Origin of the sequence: Microbacterium sp. CCNWLW134, assembly GCF_037083565.1 — a bacterium.
Lineage (GTDB): Bacteria > Actinomycetota > Actinomycetes > Actinomycetales > Microbacteriaceae > Microbacterium.
Genome location: NZ_JBAOJU010000002.1, coordinates 443,904 through 463,071, shown reverse-complemented (window position 1 = coordinate 463,071; position 19,168 = coordinate 443,904). Strand labels below are relative to the sequence as shown.

The following is a 19,168-nucleotide window of genomic DNA, read 5'->3' as shown; positions in this document are numbered from 1 at the left end:
CGGGTCGTGCGGGTCAGTCGGTGGCGAAGAAGACGTTCTTGGTCTCGGTGAAGTGCTCGGCGGCGTCGGGCCCGAGCTCGCGCCCGAGGCCGGAGGCCTTCATCCCGCCGAACGGGGTGGCGTACCGCACCGAGGAGTGCGAGTTCACCGACAGCACGCCGCTCTTCACCCCCCGGGCGACGCGGACGGCGCGGCCGAGGTTCTCGGTCCACAGCGACCCGGCGAGGCCGTAGATCGTGTCGTTGGCAAGACGGATCGCGTCGGCCTCGTCGTCGAACGGCAGCACCGCGACGACGGGTCCGAAGACCTCCTCCTGCGCGATCCGGTCGCCGGGGGAGGCGAGCACCACCGTGGGCGCGAACCAGAACCCCTCGCCACCCGGCGCCGCCCCGCGGAAGGCGACGTCGGCGCCGTCGAGAAACCCGGCGACCGTGTCACGGTGCGCGGCGGAGATGAGGGGGCCCATGTCGGTGTCGGGCGATGCGGGGTCGCCGACCCGCCACGCCTGGACAGCAGGCTCGAGAAGCTCGAGGAACCGGTCGTAGACCGAGCGTTCGACGAGGAGGCGGCTGCGGGCGCAGCAGTCCTGCCCGGCGTTGTCGAACACCGATCCGGGCGCACTCGCGGCGGCGCGCTCGAGGTCGGCGTCGGCGAAGACGATGTTGGCCGACTTGCCGCCGAGCTCGAGAGTCACCGGCTTCAGCATGCGGGCACAGCCCGCCGCGACATCCGTCCCCACCTCGGTGGATCCCGTGAAGACGACCTTGCGGACGTCGGGGTGGCTGACGAACCGCTGTCCGACGACGGAGCCCGATCCGGTGACGACCTGGAAGAGCCCGTCGGGAAGGCCGGCGTCGAGAGCGAGCTCGCCCAGGCGGATCGCGGTCAGCGGCGTCAGCTCGGCCGGCTTCAGCACCACCGCGTTGCCGGCGGCGAGCGCGGGCGCGAACCCCCATGAGGCGATCGTCATCGGGAAGTTCCACGGCACGATGATCCCCACCACGCCGTAGGGCTCGTGGAAGGTGACATCCAGTCCCCCGGCGACGGGGATCTGCTGGCCGATCAGGCGCTCGGGCGAGGCGGCGTAGTAGTTCAGCACCTGCGCGACGTGCGAGGCCTCCCACCTCGCCGACCCGATCGGGTGGCCGGAGTTCTCGACCTCGAGAGCGGCGAGCTCGTCGACGTGGGCCTCGACCACGCGCGCGAAGGCGCGGAGGGCGTCGGCTCGGGCACCGGGGGCGAGCGCTGCCCAGGCCCGCTGTGCGGTGACGGCGGACGCGATGGCGGCGTCGACCTCAGCGAGACCGGCGCGCGGGATCTCGCGGAACGCCCGTCCGGTGGCGGGGTTGACGAGGGTGATCGTGTCGCTCATGCCGACACCTCCTGCTCGGGGTGCGAAGCGCGCGAGCGCGCGCGGTAGTCGGCTGCCTCGCGCACGAGTCCGGCGAAGAGCCGGCGGTCATCGAGGTTCTGTTCGGGATGCCACTGCACGCCGAGCAGGTATCCGTCGCCGGTGCCCTCGACGGCGTAGACGAGCCCGTCATCGGTGCGGGCGGTGACGGCGAGCCCGTCGCCGAGGCGGTCGATGCCCTGGTGGTGGTAGCTGTGCACCTCCTGCGTGCCGGCCCCGACGAGCTCCGCGAGCCGCGAGCCGGCCTCGACCTCGGCCGGGTTGGTCGCGAAGACTCCGTTGCCGAGGCGGTACTTCTCGGTGCCGAGCACGTCGGGGAGGTGCTGATGCAGGCTGCCGCCGCGCGCGACGTTGACCACCTGCATCCCGCGACAGATCGCCAGCACCGGCATCCGCCTCTGTTCCGCCCCCCCGAACAGCGCCAGCTCCCAGGCGTCGCGGTCGGCGCGGGCCGGGTCGGTGAGCGGATGCCGCGGCGCGCCGTACAGCTCGGGCTGCACGTCGACCCCGCCGGTGAGGATCAGCCCGTCGAGTCCGTCGAGGACCGCGGGCGCGGCGTCGTCGGGCGCCGACTGCGGGGGAAGGAGCACCGCGATCCCGCCGGAGGCGGTCACGGCGTCGAAGTACACCTCGGGGAGGAAGGCGGCGCGCACATCCCACACCCCCTGGGCGGCCTGCTCGAGGTAGGTGGTGAGGCCGATGACGGGCCGCCTCGTCCTCGCGCCGCCGCCGGAGTCGTCAGAGCCGCTCGAAACCACGCACCCGCTCCCAGTCGGTCACGGCGGCGTCGTAGGCCTCGACCTCGATGCGCGCCTGATTGAGGTAGTGCTCGACGACCTCGTCGCCGAACGCCGCCCGCGCGATCGCGGACTCGTCGAAGAGCCGCGCCGCCTCGCGGAGGGTCGTCGGCAGATGGTCGACGCCGGCGGCGTAGGCGTTGCCGCGCAGCGGGTCGGGAAGGGGCAGCTCGTGCTCGAGCCCGTGGAGGCCGCCGGCGATGATCGCAGAGATCGCCATATAGGGGTTCACGTCGCCGCCGGGCACCCGGTTCTCCACGCGCAGCGACGAGCCGTGCCCGACCACGCGAAGCGCGCAGGTGCGGTTGTCCACCCCCCACGCGATGCCGGTCGGCGCGAAGCTGCCCTTGGCGAAGCGCTTGTACGAGTTGATGGTCGGGGCGTAGAGCAGGGTGAACTCGCGGAGCGTCGCGAGGATCCCGGCGATCCACGACTGCATCAGCGGACTGAACCCGTGAGGGCCGTCGCCGGACATCACCGGTTCCCCCGCCTCCGAGCGCACCGAAAGGTGGATGTGGCAGCTGTTGCCCTCGCGCTCGTTGAACTTCGCCATGAAGGTGATCGCCTTGCCGTGCTGGTCGGCGATCTGCTTCGCACCCGTCTTGTAGATGGTGTGCTGGTCGGCGGTCTCGAGCACCTCGGCGAAGCGGAACGCGATCTCCTGCTGCCCGAGGTTGCATTCGCCCTTCACGCCCTCGCAGTACATGCCCGCCCCGTCCATTCCGAGCCGGATGTCGCGCAGCAGCGGCTCCAGTCGGGTCGAGGCGAGGATGTCGTAGTCGACGTTGTAGTCGGTAGAGGGCGTGAGGTCGCGATACCCCTTGGCCCACGCGGAGCGGTAGCTCTCGTCGAAGACCATGAACTCCAGCTCCGTGCCGCTGTAGCCGACGAGCCCGCGCTCGGCGAGGCGGGCGCGCTGCGCCTGCAGAATGGCTCGGGGCGACTGCGCGACAGGCTCGCCGCCCTCCCACCCGAGGTCGGCCATGACCAGCGCGGTGCCCGGCTGCCAGGGGATGCGGCGCAGGGTCTCGACATCGGGCAGCAGCATCATGTCGCCGTAGCCGGTCTCCCAGCTGGCCATCGTGTAGCCGTCGACGGTGTTCATGTCGACGTCGACCGAGAGGAGGTAGTTGCACGCTTCGGCGCCATGGTGCAGCACCTCCTCCTGGAACAGGCGCGCCGACACCCGCTTGCCGACCAGGCGCCCCTGGGCATCGGCGAAACCGACGATGACCGTGTCGATCTCACCGGCCGCAATGGCCGCCGCCAACTCGGGCGGAGTCATGTTTCCCGGCATCCTTGCTCCTCACTGTGGCGCAGCACTCCCCCACCGTCAGGCGGCGGTGCCTTTCGACCGATGGGCCGCCGTCCGGTGGGGTCCGGTCGCGACCACTGTAACCGGGCCGGTCGAGATAAAGGTAGACACAGCCCACCATTGGGTCCACAATCATCCGCAAGGCGCACACCCTCGCCGCACCCGAGCGCACGGAGGACCGATGTCACAGTCGAAGAGCGAGCCCCAGAAGGTCGCGGGAGCAACCTATACGCGAGCGGGCCAGGAGTACTTCGAAAAGCGCGGGTTGAAACGCGCCGCGGGAATCTGGGGCCTGTGGGGCCTCGCCGTCGCCGCCGTGATCTCGGGAGACTTCTCGGGCTGGAACTTCGGCATCGACTTCGCCGGCTTCGGCGGCATGCTGATCGCCTTCGCCGTGCTGGTCCTCATGTACTACGGGCTGATCTTCTCGATCGGTGAGATGGCAGCGGCGATGCCGCACACCGGTGGCGCGTACTCGTTCGCGCGTTCGGCGATGGGCCCCTGGGGAGGGCTCGTCACCGGCGCGGCGGAGACGATCGAGTACGTGGCCACCACCGCGGTGATCGTCTACTTCTCGGCGTCCTACGCCAATGCGATCACGAGCGAACTGCTCGGCCTCTCGCTCCCTCCGTGGGTGTGGTGGCTGGTGCTCTACGTGGTGTTCATCGCCTTGAACTCGGCAGGGGCGGCGATCTCGTTCCGCTTCGCGATCGTCGTATCGATCATCTCGATCGGCATCATCGTGGTCTTCTCGCTGATGGCCGTCTTCTCCGGCGCGTTCCAGTGGGCGAACCTCTGGGACATCACCCCCGACCCGGGTCAGACCGCATTCCTGCCGCACGGCGTGCTGCCGATCCTGTTCGCCCTCCCCTTCGCGATGTGGTTCTTCCTCGGCATCGAGGAGCTGCCGCTGGCGGCGGAGGAATCGCACAACCCCGTGCGCGACATCCCGAAGGCCGGCTTCTGGGCCCGCGGCACCCTCATCGTCACGGGACTTCTCGTGCTCTTCCTCAACACCGGTGTGATCGGCGCCGAGGCGACGGGGGTCGCCGGCGAACCGCTGCTCGACGGGTTCCGCGCCATCGTGGGCGACGAGGCGGCGGCGGTGCTCGCCCTCCTCGCCCTCGTCGGCCTGCTCGCCTCGCTCCAGGGGATCATGTTCGCCTACGGCCGCAACATGTACTCCCTCTCCCGCGCCGGCTACTACCCGCGCTTCCTCTCCCTGACCGGCACGCGGAAGACCCCCTGGGTGGCGCTGACCGTCGGGGCGGCGATCGGCTTCGTGGCGCTGGCGATCCTCGACACCCTCGCCGCGGTGAACGAGGGTGCCGGCGCGGTCGCCGGCGCGATCGTGCTGAACATCGCGGTGTGGGGCGCGGTGCTGGCCTACTTCCTGCAGATGGTGTCGTTCGTGCTGCTGCGGCGGAAGTTCCCGAACGTCAGCCGGCCCTACAAGAGCCCGTGGGGTGTGCCGGGTGCGATCCTGGCGGCGGTGATCGCGGCGATCGTCTTCGTCGGATTCCTCCTGAACCCGACGTTCCTCCCCGCGATCATCGCGATCGTGGTCGTGTACGTCGTCATCTTGCTCGGATTCGGCCTGTTCTTCCGTCACCGTCTCGTGCTTTCGCCCGAGGAGGAATACGCTTTGTCCGGGGGCCGCCACGGCGACCCTCAGGCAGAGGGATACGACGCCATGGAGTCTCAGGTCTTCGGCAAAGACGCCTGACCTTTCTCACCGGGGCGAGGTGCTGCGACTGGGGGGTTGCAGCGCCTCGCCGACGGAGAGCGGATCGGATGTCGGGGGCCGCGGCTAAGGTCGCAGCATGCCCCGTCGCACCGCCACCACCGCCCCGTACCGGTGCACGGAGTGCGGGTGGACGACAGCCCGCTGGGTCGGGCGCTGCGGCGAGTGCCAGCAGTGGGGCACCGTCGTCGAGGCTGCGGAGCAGACCGGCATCACCACGCAGATCGCACCGGTGTCGCCGGGCGCGCAGCGCGCCGCGCGACCGATCACCGCGGTCGATACGCGAGACGCCCCACGGCGGACGACGGGGGTCGGCGAGTTCGACCGGGTGCTCGGCGGGGGTCTCGTCCCGGGTGCCGCCATTCTTCTGTCCGGTGAGCCGGGAGTCGGCAAGTCGACGCTGCTGCTCGAGGTCGCCGTGCACACGGCGCGCAGCGGGCAGCGGGTGCTGTATGCCAGCGCCGAGGAGTCCCTCGCCCAAGTGCGGCTGCGCGCCGAGCGGACCGGCGCCCTCCACGACGAGCTGTACCTCGCGAGCGAGACCGATCTCGCCACCATCCTCGGTCACATCGACGAGGTCGCTCCCGATCTGCTGATCGTCGATTCTGTGCAGACGGTGTCGTCGGCGATGTCCGATGGCGCGGCCGGGCATCCGAGCCAGGTCCGCGAGGTCGCCTCGACCCTCATCCGCGTCGCCAAGGAGCGCGCTTTGCCGACGATCCTCGTCGGGCACGTCACGAAAGACGGCACGATCGCCGGCCCGCGCATCCTCGAGCACCTCGTCGACGTCGTCTGCCAGTTCGAGGGCGACCGGCAGACCTCGCTCCGGTTCGTGCGGGCACTGAAGAACCGGTTCGGCCCGACCGACGAGGTCGGATGCTTCGACATGACCGGCGAGGGGATCGCCGAGGTGCCCGATCCCAGCGCCCTGTTCCTCGGCCACGGTGAGCCGGTCCCCGGCACGTGCGTCACCATCGCGCTCGAGGGCCGGCGCGCGATGCCGGTCGAGATTCAGGCGCTGACGATCCCCACGGCGTCGCCGAACGCACGCCGGGTCGTCAGCGGCGTGGACGGCGCCCGGGTGGCGATGATCCTCGCGGTCATCGAGAAGCGCCTGAACCTGAAGGTCTCGGCGTGCGACGTCTACGTCTCCACCGTCGGCGGAGTACGCCTGCTCGAACCAGCCGCAGACCTGGCCATCGCGGTCGCGGTGGTGAACTCGATGCGCGACCGCGCACTTGCCCGTGGAGTCGCCGCCATCGGCGAACTCACCCTCGCCGGCGAGGTGCGCCCCGTCACGCAGGCCGCGCAGCGGCGCACCGAGGCCGGCCGGCTCGGCTACGCGACGGTCGTCGACGCGTCATCCGGTCATCTCGCCGCAGCGCTCCGTGACCTGGTGCCCCACGCGTCGGGGCGCCTGCGCGACGTCCCCGAGTTCTAAGGCGAGCGCCGCGCGCCGGCGTCAGGCGTCGAGCGCGGCGATGAGATCGTCGGGCGATGCCTGCATCGGGTGGGGGCCGGCGATGTCGAAGAACACCGTCTTCACCGCCTCGCGATGGCGGCCGAGGAAGGCGCGCAGCCACGCCGGCGACTGCAGGGCCACCGTGGGCGGCAGGCTCTCGGGCTTGTGGGAGGCGTCGCTGAACAGCAGGAGGGCGAGATCACCCGATTCGGGGTCGCGGTAGGTCCACACCTCGCCGGCATCACGCGGGTCATCACGGGCCCCGGCGCGCAGCAGCGGGACGACGGTGGGTCCGTGCCGCAGAGCGAATGCCACAGCGGCCATGTCCTGCGTCTGGAGAGCATCGCTGAGCGCGGTGTTGCGGAATTCGAGATCGGGCGCTCGCCGAGCGCGCTTCTTCCCCGCCATCCCTCCAGCCTACGGGAACGTCAATGGCCCTCCCGGGGACCCTCTGCGAGGAGAGGATCGGCGGAAGGGCCATGCCCACCGGGGCACGTCTGGACGCTCGCTGGGGACGAACTCGCTGCTGGGGACAACGACGACAGCTCACCTGATGGACATCCTCAGGATACGTCGCTGCATCGACTTTCCGCTGTCCCCCAAATGGGGGACACGCCGGTGATGCCAGGACAGAAGACGCGCAGTTTTCCGGGCCCGCGGAAAAGGAGAAAATCTTGTCCCCCAAACGGTGGACAAGGCCGCTGGACGACGGTTAGTGTGATCACGGCGATCGAGCGGGGCTGGGGCTATCACAAGCCGCTCGATCCAACTGGGGAAGCTGGGAGCCAAGGGGGCATGGGGGCCGACTGATCGTTCACAGCATGTGAGTCCCCTCGCATCGACTGCATCGATGCGAGGGGACCGCAATCCCGTCTGAAGCACGATGACCGATTGGGGATTCGGATGGGTCGGCTACTTGGGGGACACCGACCCGGTGCTGGGGACACCGTACGTGCTCCTGAGTCCAGGACCAGCCCACTCTAACCCGGCCGCGACGCCCACACGTCGCGGCCGGGCCGGTATACCGGCTGGTCAGACGATATATCGGTTCGTCCGCGCGTCTTCGCGTCGCCTGTCGCTCACAGGAGCAGGAACTGCGCGGTGTTCGTGGAGTTCACGCCACCGATCGAGACGTACAGGTGATACGAGGCCCCTCCGGCCGGCGCAGCCTGGCGCTCGGTGGCGCCGCAGGTCTCTACCGACGACCGCGTGCGGTCCCAGGTGATGGGGGCCGCGCTGGTGACCACCTGACCCTCTTCGAGAAGCACCATCATGTCGCTCGGCTCCGCCTGGCAGTCGGTGGACTTCCACCACGTGTCGTTGCCGCTCATCACGGTGAAGACCTGGCCGGTCGTGCCGACGTTCAGCGTGCACGCGTCACCGTTGTTGGTGAGACGGATCGACAGCTGCGGGTTCTCCCCTGCTGCGTACTCGGTCTTGTCGGTCACCGCCTCGACGAGCAGGTCTCCGGGCACGCACGGCTCTGCCGCGCTCGTGACAGCGGCATCGTCCGCGGCTGCGGAGCTCTCGGCATCCGGTGCGGTGGCCGCGTCGCTCGGACCCGGCGTCGGCGTTGCCGCGGAACCGTCGGACTCGAGCGCGGGAAGGTCGGTGGCGACGGGGTCGCCCGTCGGCGTCGACGACGCGACGGGCGCAGGGCCGTCGGCGGCCGAGCCCCGCCAGGGCGGTGCGACGACCAGCCACACCACGAGGGCGATGACGGCGGCCAGACCGAGGAGCACCACGAGGCGCCGCCGGCGATACACCGCCGGGGAATGGCGCCGACGCGCGACGGTTTCGGTCATGCGACCAGGCTAGGTCGCCGTCGTCACCCGTCCGGGACGGCACGCCCTGGAGGCCCGGGAAAACGACAGCGCCGACGCGCCGCCGTGAAGCGGACGCGCCGGCGCGGAGGCGTCGGTCAGCGGGTGACGCTGCGGTTGCGCGTGGCGAGGACGTAGATCCCCAGCACGATGATGGCGCCGATGATCGAGCCGATGATGCCCGCCGGCTGCAGGAAGCCGCCCATGGGGTCGGCGCCGAAGATGAGGAATCCGAGGAATCCGCCGACGAACGAGCCGACGATGCCGAGCACGATGGTCAGCAGGATGCCCATGCTCTGCTTGCCGGGGATGACGGCGCGAGCGATGAGGCCGGCGATGAGGCCGACGACGATGAGGCCGAGAATGGTCCAGAGCATGATCTCTCCTTGTGGGGGTTGGGCCATGGGGGCCGTGTGCGCGCTCCGGGTGAAGCGCTCCACCCATCTGAGCAGACGCTGAGCGATTCGCTCAGGCGCTTGCCCCAGCTCTCGATGAGGCGTATAAGCGCCTCCCGCGAAGATCAGAGGGTTTTGAGCATCCGCGTGTTGCCGAGGGTGTTCGGCTTCACGTGCGCAAGGTCGAGGAATTCGGCGATGCCTTCGTCAGGGCTGCGCACCAGCTGCGAATACACGTCGGGATCGACGATCTGCTCGCCGATCTCGTCGAACCCGCGGCTGCGGAAGAAGTCCACCTCGAAGGTGAGGCAGAACAGCCGTGTGAGTCCCAGGGTGCGCGCGTTCTCCTCCAGGCGATCGACGAGGGCGCGCCCGACGCCGTGATGCAGCCACTCGTCCGCGACGATCAGGGTGCGCACCTCGCCGAGGTCCTCCCACATCACGTGCAGGGCGCCGCATCCGATCAGAACGCCGTCGGCACTCTCGGCGACGACGAACTGCTGGGTCGATTCGTACAGTACGACGAGGTCCTTGCCGAGCAGGATCCGCTTCTGCACATAGGGCTCCAGAAGAGTCTGGATGCCGCGGATGTCGGCGGTGCGCGCAGGGCGGACGGTGTAGTCGGACATCGGGTCAACGATACGCCTCGTTCCCGGAGCCGACAGACGACAGGGGCGGGCGCCGGTTCCCCGGCGCCCGCCCCTGTCGTCTCTGCTCGCTCAGCCTCCCGCGACGATGTCCGGCGTGGCGGTGATCTCACCGGCTGCGCCGACACCGACGGCGACCTTGTCGCCGCGCGGGCCGTGCTCGAAGGCGAATTCGCCGTTCTCGACATCGACCTTCACGTGGTCGCCGGGCTCGAGCTCGCCGTGCAGGATCTTCTCCGACAGGCGGTCCTCCACCTCGCGCTGCATGGCGCGGCGGAGCGGCCGGGCACCGAGCGCGGGGTCGAAGCCGACCTCGATGAGCTTGTCCTTCGCGGCATCCGTCAGCTCCACCGTCATGTCGCGATCGAGCAGACGCTCGCCGAGACGCTTGGTGAACAGCCCCACGATCTGACGCAGCTCAGCCTTGTTCAGCTGCGGGAAGACGATGATGTCGTCCACACGGTTGAGGAACTCGGGCTTGAAGTTGCGCTTGAGCTCCTCATTGACCTTGCCCTTCATCCGGTCGTAGGTCGTGCCCTGGTCACCCTCCACCTGGAAGCCGACGGGCCCACCCGCGATCGCCGACGAACCGAGGTTCGTCGTCATGATGATGACGGTGTTCTTGAAGTCGATCACGCGACCCTGGCCGTCGGTCAGACGGCCCTCTTCGAGGATCTGCAGGAGCGAGTTGAAGATGTCGGGGTGGGCCTTCTCGATCTCGTCGAAGAGCACCACGCTGAAGGGCTTGCGCCGCACCTTCTCGGTCAGCTGGCCGCCCTCTTCGAATCCGACGAATCCGGGAGGGGCGCCGAAGAGCCGCGAGACGGTGTGCTTCTCACCGAACTCCGACATGTCGAGGGAGATCAGCGCCGACTCGTCGTCGAAGAGGAACTCCGCGAGCGCCTTGGCGAGCTCGGTCTTTCCCACGCCGGTCGGACCGGCGAAGATGAACGAGCCCGAGGGACGCTTCGGGTCTTTCAGGCCCGCCCGCTGACGACGGATCGTCTTCGACAGCGCGGCGATCGCCTCCTCCTGGCCGATGACCCGCTGGTGCAGGGCCTTCTCCATGAAGACCAGACGGCTGGACTCCTCCTCGGTGAGCTTGAACACCGGGATGCCGGTGGCCTGAGCGAGCACCTCGGCGATCAGGCCCTCGTCGACGACCGCGTGGGAGGCGACGTCGCCGCTTCTCCACTGCTTCTCCAGGCGAAGGCGCTCAGCCAGGAGCGACTTCTCCTCGTCGCGCAGCGACGCGGCCTTCTCGAAGTCCTGCTCCTCGCTCGCGCGCTCCTTGTCCTCGCGGACCTTGGCGATCTTGTCGTCGAACTCGCGGAGCTCAGGGGGGCTCGACAGGATCGACAGACGCAGGCGGGCGCCGGCCTCGTCGATCAGGTCGATCGCCTTGTCGGGCAGGAACCGGTCGCTGATGTAGCGGTCGGCGAGGTTCGCGGCGGCGACGATCGCGCCATCCGTAATCTGCACCTTGTGGTGCGCCTCGTACCGGTCGCGCAGGCCCTTCAAGATGTTGATCGCGTGGGGAAGGCTCGGCTCGGCGACCTGGATCGGCTGGAATCGGCGCTCCAGCGCAGCATCCTTCTCGAAGTGCTTGCGGTACTCGTCGAGCGTCGTGGCACCGATCGTCTGTAGCTCGCCTCGGGCGAGGAGGGGCTTCAGGATGGATGCCGCATCGATCGCGCCCTCGGCAGCGCCCGCGCCCACCAGCGTGTGGATCTCGTCGATGAAGACGATGATGTCGCCGCGGGTGCGGATCTCCTTGGTGACCTTCTTCAGGCGCTCCTCGAAGTCACCGCGGTAGCGGGATCCGGCGATGAGCGACCCGAGGTCGAGGGAGTACAGCTGCTTGTCCTTCAGCGTCTCGGGAACGTCGCCCTTCACGATCGCCTGGGCGAGGCCCTCGACGACCGCGGTCTTGCCGACGCCGGGCTCGCCGATGAGGACGGGGTTGTTCTTGGAGCGGCGCGAGAGGATCTGCATGACCCGCTCGATCTCCTTCTCACGGCCGATCACCGGGTCGAGCTTGTTGTCGCGCGCGGCCTGGGTGAGGTTGCGGCCGAACTGGTCGAGCACCTGCGAGCCGCCCTGGGGGCCGGAGGTCTGCTGCTCGCCGGCACCGGTCGACACGCCCGCGGGCTCCTTGCCCTGGTAGCCCGAGAGCAGCTGGATGACCTGCTGGCGCACCTTGTTCAGGTCGGCGCCGAGCTTGACGAGCACCTGGGCTGCGACGCCCTCGCCCTCGCGGATGAGGCCGAGGAGGATGTGCTCGGTGCCGATGTAGTTGTGGCCGAGCTGCAGCGCTTCGCGCAGCGACAGCTCGAGCACCTTCTTCGCGCGCGGCGTGAAGGGGATGTGGCCGGTGGGCTGCTGCTGCCCCTGGCCGATGATGTCCTGGACCTGCTCGCGCACGGCGTCGAGAGAGATGCCGAGGGACTCGAGCGCCTTGGCGGCGACTCCCTCGCCCTCGTGGATCAGCCCGAGCAGGATGTGCTCGGTACCGATGTAGTTGTGGTTGAGCATCTTCGCCTCTTCTTGGGCGAGCACAACCACACGACGGGCTCGGTCGGTGAATCTCTCGAACATCGTTCACTCTCCTCTAGGACGCTTCGGGTCGACTCTCCCCCTGCGTCTTACATCGAGGGTAGCCAGCGGGCCCCTGCCGGATGCCCGTGTTCGCCGTGGGCATAGCGTCGCGGGAGCGGCTCGGGGTCAGCGCCCGAGTGCCGCCCGCACGCGGGCGGCGAGGAGTGCGCCGCCCGCCGCGAGGTGCGCGGCCGAGACGCGGACGACGAACCAGCCTGCGACGGCGAGCGCCTCGTGCCGGGCCAGGTCGCGGGCCCACTGCTGGGGGTCCGTCCGGTGGTGCTCGCCCTCGTACTCCACGGCGACCCGCGCGTCGGGGTAGGCGAGATCGACGCAGGCGATCACCTGTCCGGCGGCGTCGCGAACCTCGTGGTTCAGCTCGGGTTCGGGCAGACCGGCGTCGACGAGGAGCAGGCGGCACCATGTCTCACGCGGAGAGGCCGATCGAGAGCGGATGCGCGGCAGCGCCGCGCGAAGCGCCGGCCCGCCGACCCGTCGATGCGCCGACGCTGCGGCGGAGAGCTGCGCGAGGGTGGCGAGCGGCGGCGGGTCGTCTCGGAACATGCGCTCGCGCACCGCCGCGTCGCCGGCCGCGACGAGGTCGTAGGGGTCGCGCAGCGTCGCCCCGAGGGCTGCCCAGGTGCTCGCGGGCGAGGTGAGCGCCACTCCGTGGCGCGGGTGCTCGACGACGTGCGCCGACGAGGGATGGACCTCGTGGCCGCGGATCCCGCGCCGTCGGGGGTGGCGGGCGGGAGTGAACACGGCGACGTCGAGTCCCTGCCGGGCGGCGGGCCACAGGACGTGGGCGGGAAGCGGAAGACCCCAGAGCACTGCGGCCGTGACGTGGCTGAAGAACTGGTTCTCAGCCATGACCGGCCGATAGCGCAGTGCGCCATTCACGATCTCTTCCTCGGGGAGGCCGGGTTCTTCTGCGCGCGCGAGGCTTCGCACACCCCAGAAGGGCGTAACCAGGTCGCGGCCGCGAAGGCGTTTCGGCGTGACACCCGCCCGCAGGGCGTCGCGCACGCAGAAGGAGGTGTCCAGAGTCGACGGAAGTTCACGCGGCATCCCGTCATCGTCGTCGTGACGTGCGCGTCTCTGATTCCCCGGACCGCGATTGTGGACAACGCGCCGCTCACCCGTCGCTGTGCAGGAGAAGAACTCCCCCCTCGCCGCTCCCCCGGTTCCTCGCTCCCCCGGTTCCCCCGTCACCTTCTGTCCCTTTCCCCCCGCGCGAGAGGCGAAACGTGACGGGGGAGCAAAGAGGCGCCCTGCTCCCCCACTTCCCCGCTCCCCCGGTTCCCCCGTCACCTTCTGCCCCTTACCCCCCGCGCGAGAGGCGAAACGTGACGGGGGAGCAAAGAGGCGCCGAGCTCCCCCGTCACCTTCTGCCCCTTGGCGGCCCCGAGAAGGGCGGAACATGACGGGGGACCAAGCGGCGCGGGGCGCGGGGGCGCGGCGCGGGGCGCGGGAGGCGCGAGAGCGTGGAAGCGGGCGCGCGGGCGCGCGCGAGCGAGCGCGAGCGCGGGAGCGCGGGCGCGCTAGGCGCGACCGAGCACGGGTACCTGGATGTCGGCGAATTCGCCGCCCGACAGCACGGCCGTCACGGGTGCGTCGTCGTCGACGCTCCCGGTGACGGCGGCCACCGTCACCCGCGGCGCCATGTCGGCGGTGCACACCTGGTCGGAGACCGGCTCGGCGAAGCTCACGAGAACCTCGCTGCCGGCCGCCTCGGCGGACTCCAGCACCGGGGCGCACGTCGACGAGCCCCAGCTGAGGATCAACATCATGTCGTCGTCGGCCCACCCCGCGCTGGGCGCGAACTCCTCGGGCACGGCAATCTCGCCCTCGAGCCCGTCGAGGTCGGTGTCGTCGGCGTACGTGCCCGTGACGACGATCTCGAGCTCGCGGGTCGGGTCGACGCCCTCAGGCACTCCCACGTACGACCCGCGCGGCACGAGGTCGCGGGTGCAGGCCTCGCCCTCGGGGTCGCTGATGTCGACCGTGAGCACGCCGTCGGCGTAGGTCGGCTCGCCGACCACCGGGAGGCACGACGACGACCCATACGTGACCAGTCCCACGCCGCGGCCGCCGTCGAGCCACGCCGCTTCGACGTCATCCGTCACCACCACACCACCCGACGACGGCTCCGGCGACGCCGACTGCGAGGAAGACGACGTCGGCGACGCAGACGCCGTGCCGCTGCTTCCCGAGGGGGTCGCGCACCCGGCGAGCACCGCCGCCCCCGCTCCGAGTACGGCGAGAGCGAGAACCAGGCGAGGGCGTGTCATGTCCACATCATGCCGCGAACGGCGACCCGCGTCATCCGTCTGTGCCGCACGCTACTGCAGCGCCGACGTGAGGCGGGCGATGTTGTCGAGCACGGTCGAGCGCAGCGGCTGCTTCTGCCACTCCTCGAGGGTGAGTTCGCGGGAGAGCGACCGGTACTTGTCCTCGACCTCGCGCATCTCGCGCACGAACTCCTCGCCGCGCACGAGCATCGAGATCTCCATGTTCAGACCGAACGAGCGCATGTCCATGTTGCTCGATCCGATGACGGCGATCTCGTCGTCGATCGTCATCGACTTGGAATGGAGGATGTACGGCTTGCGATACATCCAGATCTTCACGCCGGCGCGCAGCAGCGCCTCGTAGTAGCTGCGCTGCGCGTGGTAGACCATCGCCTGGTCGCCCTCCTCCGAGACGAACAGCTCCACCTCGAGGCCGCGCTGGCAGGCAGTCGTGATCGCCAGCAGCAGCGCCTCGTCGGGCACGAAGTAGGGGCTGACGATGATGATGCGGCGCTGGGCGTAGTACAGCAGCGCCGCGAACAGGCGCAGGTTGTTCTCGGAGTCGAACCCGGGCCCCGAGGGCACGATCTGGCAGTCGAGGTCACCGCGGCTGGATTCGACCTTGAACAGGTCGATCTCGTCGGTGAGGATCTCGTCGGTCTCGCTGTACCAGTCGCTGAGGAAGACGGCATTGATGGATGCCACGACGGGGCCGTGCAGCCGCACCATGAGGTCGACCCAGTGCAGCCCGCGCTTGATGTTCTTGCGCAGGTTGTAGGTGGAGTCGGTGACGTTCTGCGAGCCCATGTAGCCGACCTTGCCGTCGATCACGAGGAGCTTGCGGTGGTTGCGCAGGTCGGGGCGCTGGTACTTGCCCTTGAGCGGCTGCACCGGCAACATCAGGCGCCAGTGCGCGCCCATGCCGTCGAGGCGGCGGAGCGTCTGCTTGTAGAACGGCTTCCCGCGGTTGGCCCAGTGATCGAGCAGCACCCGGACGACCACGCCGCGCGCGGCGACCTCTTCGAGCGCGGCGAAGAACTTCTCCGTCGAGGCGTCGGTCTGGAGGATGTAGAACTCCACGTGCACGTACCGCTCCGCCGAGCGGATGGCCTCGGCCATCTCGTCGAGACTCTCCTGATAGTCGGAGATCAGGTGGGCGTCGTTGTCGCCGGCGAGGGGCATGGCTCCGAGCGCGCGGTTCATCGTCACGAGCGACTGGAACCACTGCGGGGCGTGCGGGCGCAGAGTGCCGAAGTCGAGGCCGGCGCTGGTGTCGCGGATGTACTGGTTGATGGCGTCCTGCTGGCGACGGCGCTTGCGCGGCAGTCGCGGGTTGCCGATCAGCAGGAAGAGGAACACCCCGATGAGGGGGATGAAGTAGATGGCGAGAAGCCACGCCATGGCGGCGGTGGGACGGCGATTGCGCGGCACGTAGATGACGGCCAGGATGCGCACGACGATGTCGAAGACGAACACCAGGATGAGCCACCACGACGCATCCAGTGTGATCTCGATCACGACTCCCCCGTTCGCCCCGCACGCCCACTGTCAGCGTAGCGGGCCGGGCGATCAGCGCCCGGCGGGGGCCGGGGGCGCGTCTGGCGCCGGCGATGCGGGGGGAAGTCCGCGCTTGGCGCGCTCCTGCGCCTCGATGCGCGTGTAGGCGCGCCGCTCATTGCGGTCGGCATGCAGGATGCTGCGGAGGATCCAGAAGAAGAGGGCGCTGACCACCACGGTGGGGAGAAGCGTCCACGCCGCTGCGATCCAGAAGCCGTCCATGCCTACCAGGATACGCGGGGCGACCCCGGGAGCGGCCCGGGAGAGGACGGATGCGGGGACGCATTCTCTCCTGCACAACCGGCGCAGATCGCCGGTTGACCACAGAGTGCGCCGGCGACCTCCCACGGCTGCACGCCGACGACCAAGGTCGGGGCATGACCACGATCGTGAAGGCCACTACCCCGGCCGAGTTCCTGTCCTTCGTCCCGCGCATGCTCGGCTACCTCCCGTCCGACAGCGTCGTGCTCATCCCTTTCGACGGCACGCGCACGCTCGGCGCGATGCGCATCGATCTCCCGGCGATCGCCGACACCGATGCCGCGGCGGCCACCTGCGTGGGCCTCGTGTGCCGGATCGAGGCCGCCGATGCACTCGCGGTGGTGGTGTTCACCGACGAGTGGTTCGACGGCGGCCGCGCTCCCGCGTCGGCGCTGGCGGAGGGCATCCGCGAGCGGGCCGACGCGAGCGGTCTGAGGGTGGTCGACATGCTCTGCCGAGCCCCCGACGGCTGGGCGTCGTATCTCGACGCCGACGCCCGGTCCGGCGGCCGGCCCCTGTCCGAGCTCCTCGATGGCGACGGGTCGCCGACCGCCCCCGCGGGCCTCCCGCTCGCGGCCGGCGACCAGTGGACGGGAGCCGCCCTTCCCGTCGTCGACCTGGCCGAGAAAGAGAGGGTCGGGCACGCCCTGCAGGCGATCCGCGTCGCGATCGAAGGCTTCGGGTCGAACGCGGCCGGGCCCACCGTGCGCGTCGACCCGCGGGGGCTTGAAGCGGTGTGCCTGCTCGACGACCTGCCGGCCCTGTTCGAGGAGGCGCTGCAGTGGAATCCCGAGATGCTCGACCCGTTCGATGCGGCCCTGCTGCTGTGGTGCCTCGAGCGGCCGGCGACCCGGGATGTGGCGCTGGTGCAGTGGTGCGACGACATCGACCGGGGCGATGAGGCGATGGCTGCGCAGCTGCGGTGGGAGGCGGGAGAGCCGTACCCCGCCGAAATCGCCAAGCGCATGTGGGGCGAAGGCCCGCAGCCGTCTGCCGAGCGCCTCCGCGGCGCGCTCGAGGTGACCCGCCGGGTGGCGGCTGCTGCGCCGCGAGCCGCGCGACCCGGCCCGCTCGCGGTCTGCGCCTGGCTCTCGTGGGCACTCGGCCGATCGACCCACGCCGAGTGGTTCATCGGACAGGCCGCCGAGATCGACCCCGCCCATGGTCTCACCGGAATCGTTGAGGCGATGGTCCGCCGCGGGCACCTTCCGGAGTGGGCGTTCGCCCGCACCGGAGTCTGGCGCCCGGAGGATGCGATGGGGGCGGCGACGTGACCGGCTACTTCACCAGGGGGAAGAGGATCGTCTCGCGGATGCCGAGCCCGGTGATCGCCATGAGGAGCCGGTCGATCCCCATGCCCATGCCGCCCGTGGGGGGCATGCCGTGCTCGAGGGCGCGGAGGAACTCCTCATCGATGCGCATGGCCTCGACATCGCCGCGCGCGGCGAGCTTCGCCTGCTCGACGAACCGCTCGCGCTGGATGACCGGATCGACGAGTTCGGAGTACCCGGTGGCGAGCTCGAACCCGCGGACGTACAGGTCCCACTTCTCGACCAGGCCCGGGATCGACCGGTGCTCGCGTACGAGCGGGCTGGTGTCGACGGGGAAGTCCATGACGAAGGTGGGGCGCGTGAGGCCCGGCTTGACGAAGTGCTCCCACAGCTCTTCAACGAGCTTGCCGTGGGTGGCGTGAGGGGGAGCCTCGACCCCGACCTCGGCGGCGAAGGTCAGCAGGTCCTCCAGCGAGGTCTCGGGCGTGATCGACCTGCTCGCTGCCGCCGAAAGGGAGTCGTACATCGACAGCCGCTCCCACTGCCCGCCCAGGTCGTAGACCGTGCCGTCGGCCCAGGTGACGGTCGTCGACCCGGCGACCGCGACGGCGGCGTTCTGGATGAGCTCCTGGGTGAGGTCGGCGATGCCGTGATAGTCGGTGTAGGCCTGATAGGCCTCCAGCATCGCGAACTCGGGGCTGTGGGTGGAGTCGGCACCTTCGTTGCGGAAGTTCCGGTTGATCTCGAAGACCCTGTCGAGCCCACCGACCACCGCACGCTTGAGGAACAGCTCCGGTGCGATACGCAGGTACAGCTCGGTGTCGAACGCGTTGGAGTGCGTGACGAAGGGGCGCGCCGATGCGCCACCGTGCTGCACCTGCAGCATCGGCGTCTCGACCTCGATGAAGTCGTGAGCGGTGAAGGTCTGCCGAAGGCTGGCGTTCACCGCGGCCCGTGCGCGCACGGTCGCTCGTGCCTGATCGCGGACGATGAGGTCGAGGAAGCGGCTCCTCACCCGGCCTTCCTCGCTCAACTCGCCGTAGACGTTGGGAAGGGGGAGCACAGCCTTCGCGGCGATCTCCCACGAATCGGCCATGATCGACAGCTCGCCGCGGCGGCTGGAGATCACCTCACCCGAGACGAAGACGTGGTCGCCGAGGTCGACCAGTTCCTTCCACCGCTGCAGCGACTCCTCACCCACGGCGGCGAGGGAGATCATGGCCTGGATGCGACTGCCGTCGCCCGACTGCAGAGTGGCGAAGCACAGCTTGCCGGTGTTGCGGCTGAAGACGACCCGCCCCGCGACCCCGGCCGTCACACCGGTTTCGGCGCCCGCCTCGAGGTCACCGAACCGGGCGCGGAGCGTGGGGATGGTGTCGGTCACCGGCACCGCTACCGGATAGGCGCCGCCGGCGGCATCCGTCCGCTCTGCGATGAGCCGCTCCCGCTTGGCCAGACGCACCGCCTTCTGCTCGAAGACCTCTTCGTCGCTGGGCTCGGAAGCGTCGGCGTCGTGAGCGGCACCGGGCGCGGGCGAATCGGTCATGAACAGGCTCCTCGGGGGTCGCAGTCAAGTCTATCGACGGGCGCCGGGGC

16 protein-coding genes are annotated in these 19,168 nt (G+C 69.7%); 3 read left to right on the top strand and 13 right to left on the bottom strand.

What is annotated here, in order from left to right:
• Positions 1–13: 13 nt before the first annotated feature.
• Genes V6S02_RS12780 through V6S02_RS12770 form a run of 3 tightly spaced genes read right to left on the bottom strand, consistent with a single transcriptional unit; the run spans position 14 to position 3,505 of the window.
• On the bottom strand, positions 14–1,372 hold the full coding sequence (locus V6S02_RS12780; RefSeq protein ID WP_336401148.1) for an aldehyde dehydrogenase family protein: 1,359 nt from the start codon (positions 1,370–1,372) through the stop codon (positions 14–16).
• Positions 1,369–2,169 (bottom strand): gamma-glutamyl-gamma-aminobutyrate hydrolase family protein, encoded by an 801-nt coding sequence (locus tag V6S02_RS12775; RefSeq protein WP_336401147.1) that lies wholly within the window; start codon positions 2,167–2,169, stop codon positions 1,369–1,371. Before V6S02_RS12775 ends, V6S02_RS12780 begins: the two co-directional genes overlap by 4 nt.
• The gene (locus tag V6S02_RS12770; RefSeq protein ID WP_336401146.1) at positions 2,150–3,505 is read right to left on the bottom strand and encodes a glutamine synthetase family protein; all 1,356 of its coding nucleotides are present in this window, start codon (positions 3,503–3,505) and stop codon (positions 2,150–2,152) included. Before V6S02_RS12770 ends, V6S02_RS12775 begins: the two co-directional genes overlap by 20 nt.
• A gap of 199 nt (positions 3,506–3,704) precedes the next feature.
• On the opposite strand from V6S02_RS12770, the gene V6S02_RS12765 reads away from it, so the two are divergent.
• Positions 3,705–5,249, top strand: a complete 1,545-nt coding sequence (locus V6S02_RS12765) for an amino acid permease (protein WP_336401145.1) — start codon at positions 3,705–3,707, stop codon at positions 5,247–5,249.
• Positions 5,250–5,346: 97 nt separating this feature from the next.
• Positions 5,347–6,708, top strand: coding sequence for a DNA repair protein RadA (radA, locus tag V6S02_RS12760; protein WP_336401144.1), 1,362 nt, complete (start codon positions 5,347–5,349; stop codon positions 6,706–6,708).
• A gap of 21 nt (positions 6,709–6,729) precedes the next feature.
• On the opposite strand, the gene V6S02_RS12755 is transcribed toward radA, so the two are convergent.
• The 9 genes from V6S02_RS12755 to V6S02_RS12715 form a co-directional block, all read right to left on the bottom strand.
• Complete coding sequence (locus V6S02_RS12755) at positions 6,730–7,137, bottom strand: dehydrogenase (protein ID WP_336401143.1); 408 nt, start codon at positions 7,135–7,137, stop codon at positions 6,730–6,732.
• 671 nt (positions 7,138–7,808) lie between these two features.
• Entirely contained in the window at positions 7,809–8,534 is a 726-nt protein-coding gene (locus tag V6S02_RS12750; RefSeq protein ID WP_336401142.1) for a hypothetical protein, read from the bottom strand.
• A gap of 116 nt (positions 8,535–8,650) precedes the next feature.
• Positions 8,651–8,929, bottom strand: coding sequence for a GlsB/YeaQ/YmgE family stress response membrane protein (locus V6S02_RS12745; protein WP_124292219.1), 279 nt, complete (start codon positions 8,927–8,929; stop codon positions 8,651–8,653).
• 143 nt (positions 8,930–9,072) lie between these two features.
• Positions 9,073–9,576 (bottom strand): amino-acid N-acetyltransferase, encoded by a 504-nt coding sequence (locus tag V6S02_RS12740; protein ID WP_336401141.1) that lies wholly within the window; start codon positions 9,574–9,576, stop codon positions 9,073–9,075.
• A gap of 90 nt (positions 9,577–9,666) precedes the next feature.
• On the bottom strand, positions 9,667–12,192 hold the full coding sequence (locus V6S02_RS12735) for an ATP-dependent Clp protease ATP-binding subunit (protein ID WP_124292217.1): 2,526 nt from the start codon (positions 12,190–12,192) through the stop codon (positions 9,667–9,669).
• 126 nt (positions 12,193–12,318) lie between these two features.
• Positions 12,319–13,260, bottom strand: a complete 942-nt coding sequence (locus tag V6S02_RS12730) for a hypothetical protein (protein ID WP_336401140.1) — start codon at positions 13,258–13,260, stop codon at positions 12,319–12,321.
• 473 nt (positions 13,261–13,733) lie between these two features.
• Positions 13,734–14,483: a hypothetical protein gene (locus V6S02_RS12725; RefSeq protein ID WP_336401139.1), complete on the bottom strand. Its 750-nt coding sequence runs from the start codon at positions 14,481–14,483 to the stop codon at positions 13,734–13,736.
• Positions 14,484–14,534: 51 nt separating this feature from the next.
• The gene (gene cls / locus V6S02_RS12720; RefSeq protein WP_124292214.1) at positions 14,535–16,001 is read right to left on the bottom strand and encodes a cardiolipin synthase; all 1,467 of its coding nucleotides are present in this window, start codon (positions 15,999–16,001) and stop codon (positions 14,535–14,537) included.
• 51 nt (positions 16,002–16,052) lie between these two features.
• Positions 16,053–16,262, bottom strand: a complete 210-nt coding sequence (locus V6S02_RS12715; protein WP_124292213.1) for a hypothetical protein — start codon at positions 16,260–16,262, stop codon at positions 16,053–16,055.
• A 155-nt stretch (positions 16,263–16,417) separates the two neighbouring features.
• Here V6S02_RS12715 and V6S02_RS12710 point away from each other — a divergent pair, with 155 nt between their 5' ends.
• Positions 16,418–17,575 carry a DUF4192 family protein gene (locus V6S02_RS12710; RefSeq protein WP_336401138.1) on the top strand — a complete coding sequence of 386 codons (1,158 nt, stop codon included), beginning with the start codon at positions 16,418–16,420 and terminating at the stop codon, positions 17,573–17,575.
• A gap of 4 nt (positions 17,576–17,579) precedes the next feature.
• Here the strand turns inward: V6S02_RS12710 and lysS are convergent, their stop codons facing one another.
• Positions 17,580–19,118 (bottom strand): lysine--tRNA ligase, encoded by a 1,539-nt coding sequence (gene lysS, locus V6S02_RS12705; protein WP_336401137.1) that lies wholly within the window; start codon positions 19,116–19,118, stop codon positions 17,580–17,582.
• Positions 19,119–19,168 lie beyond the last annotated feature (50 nt).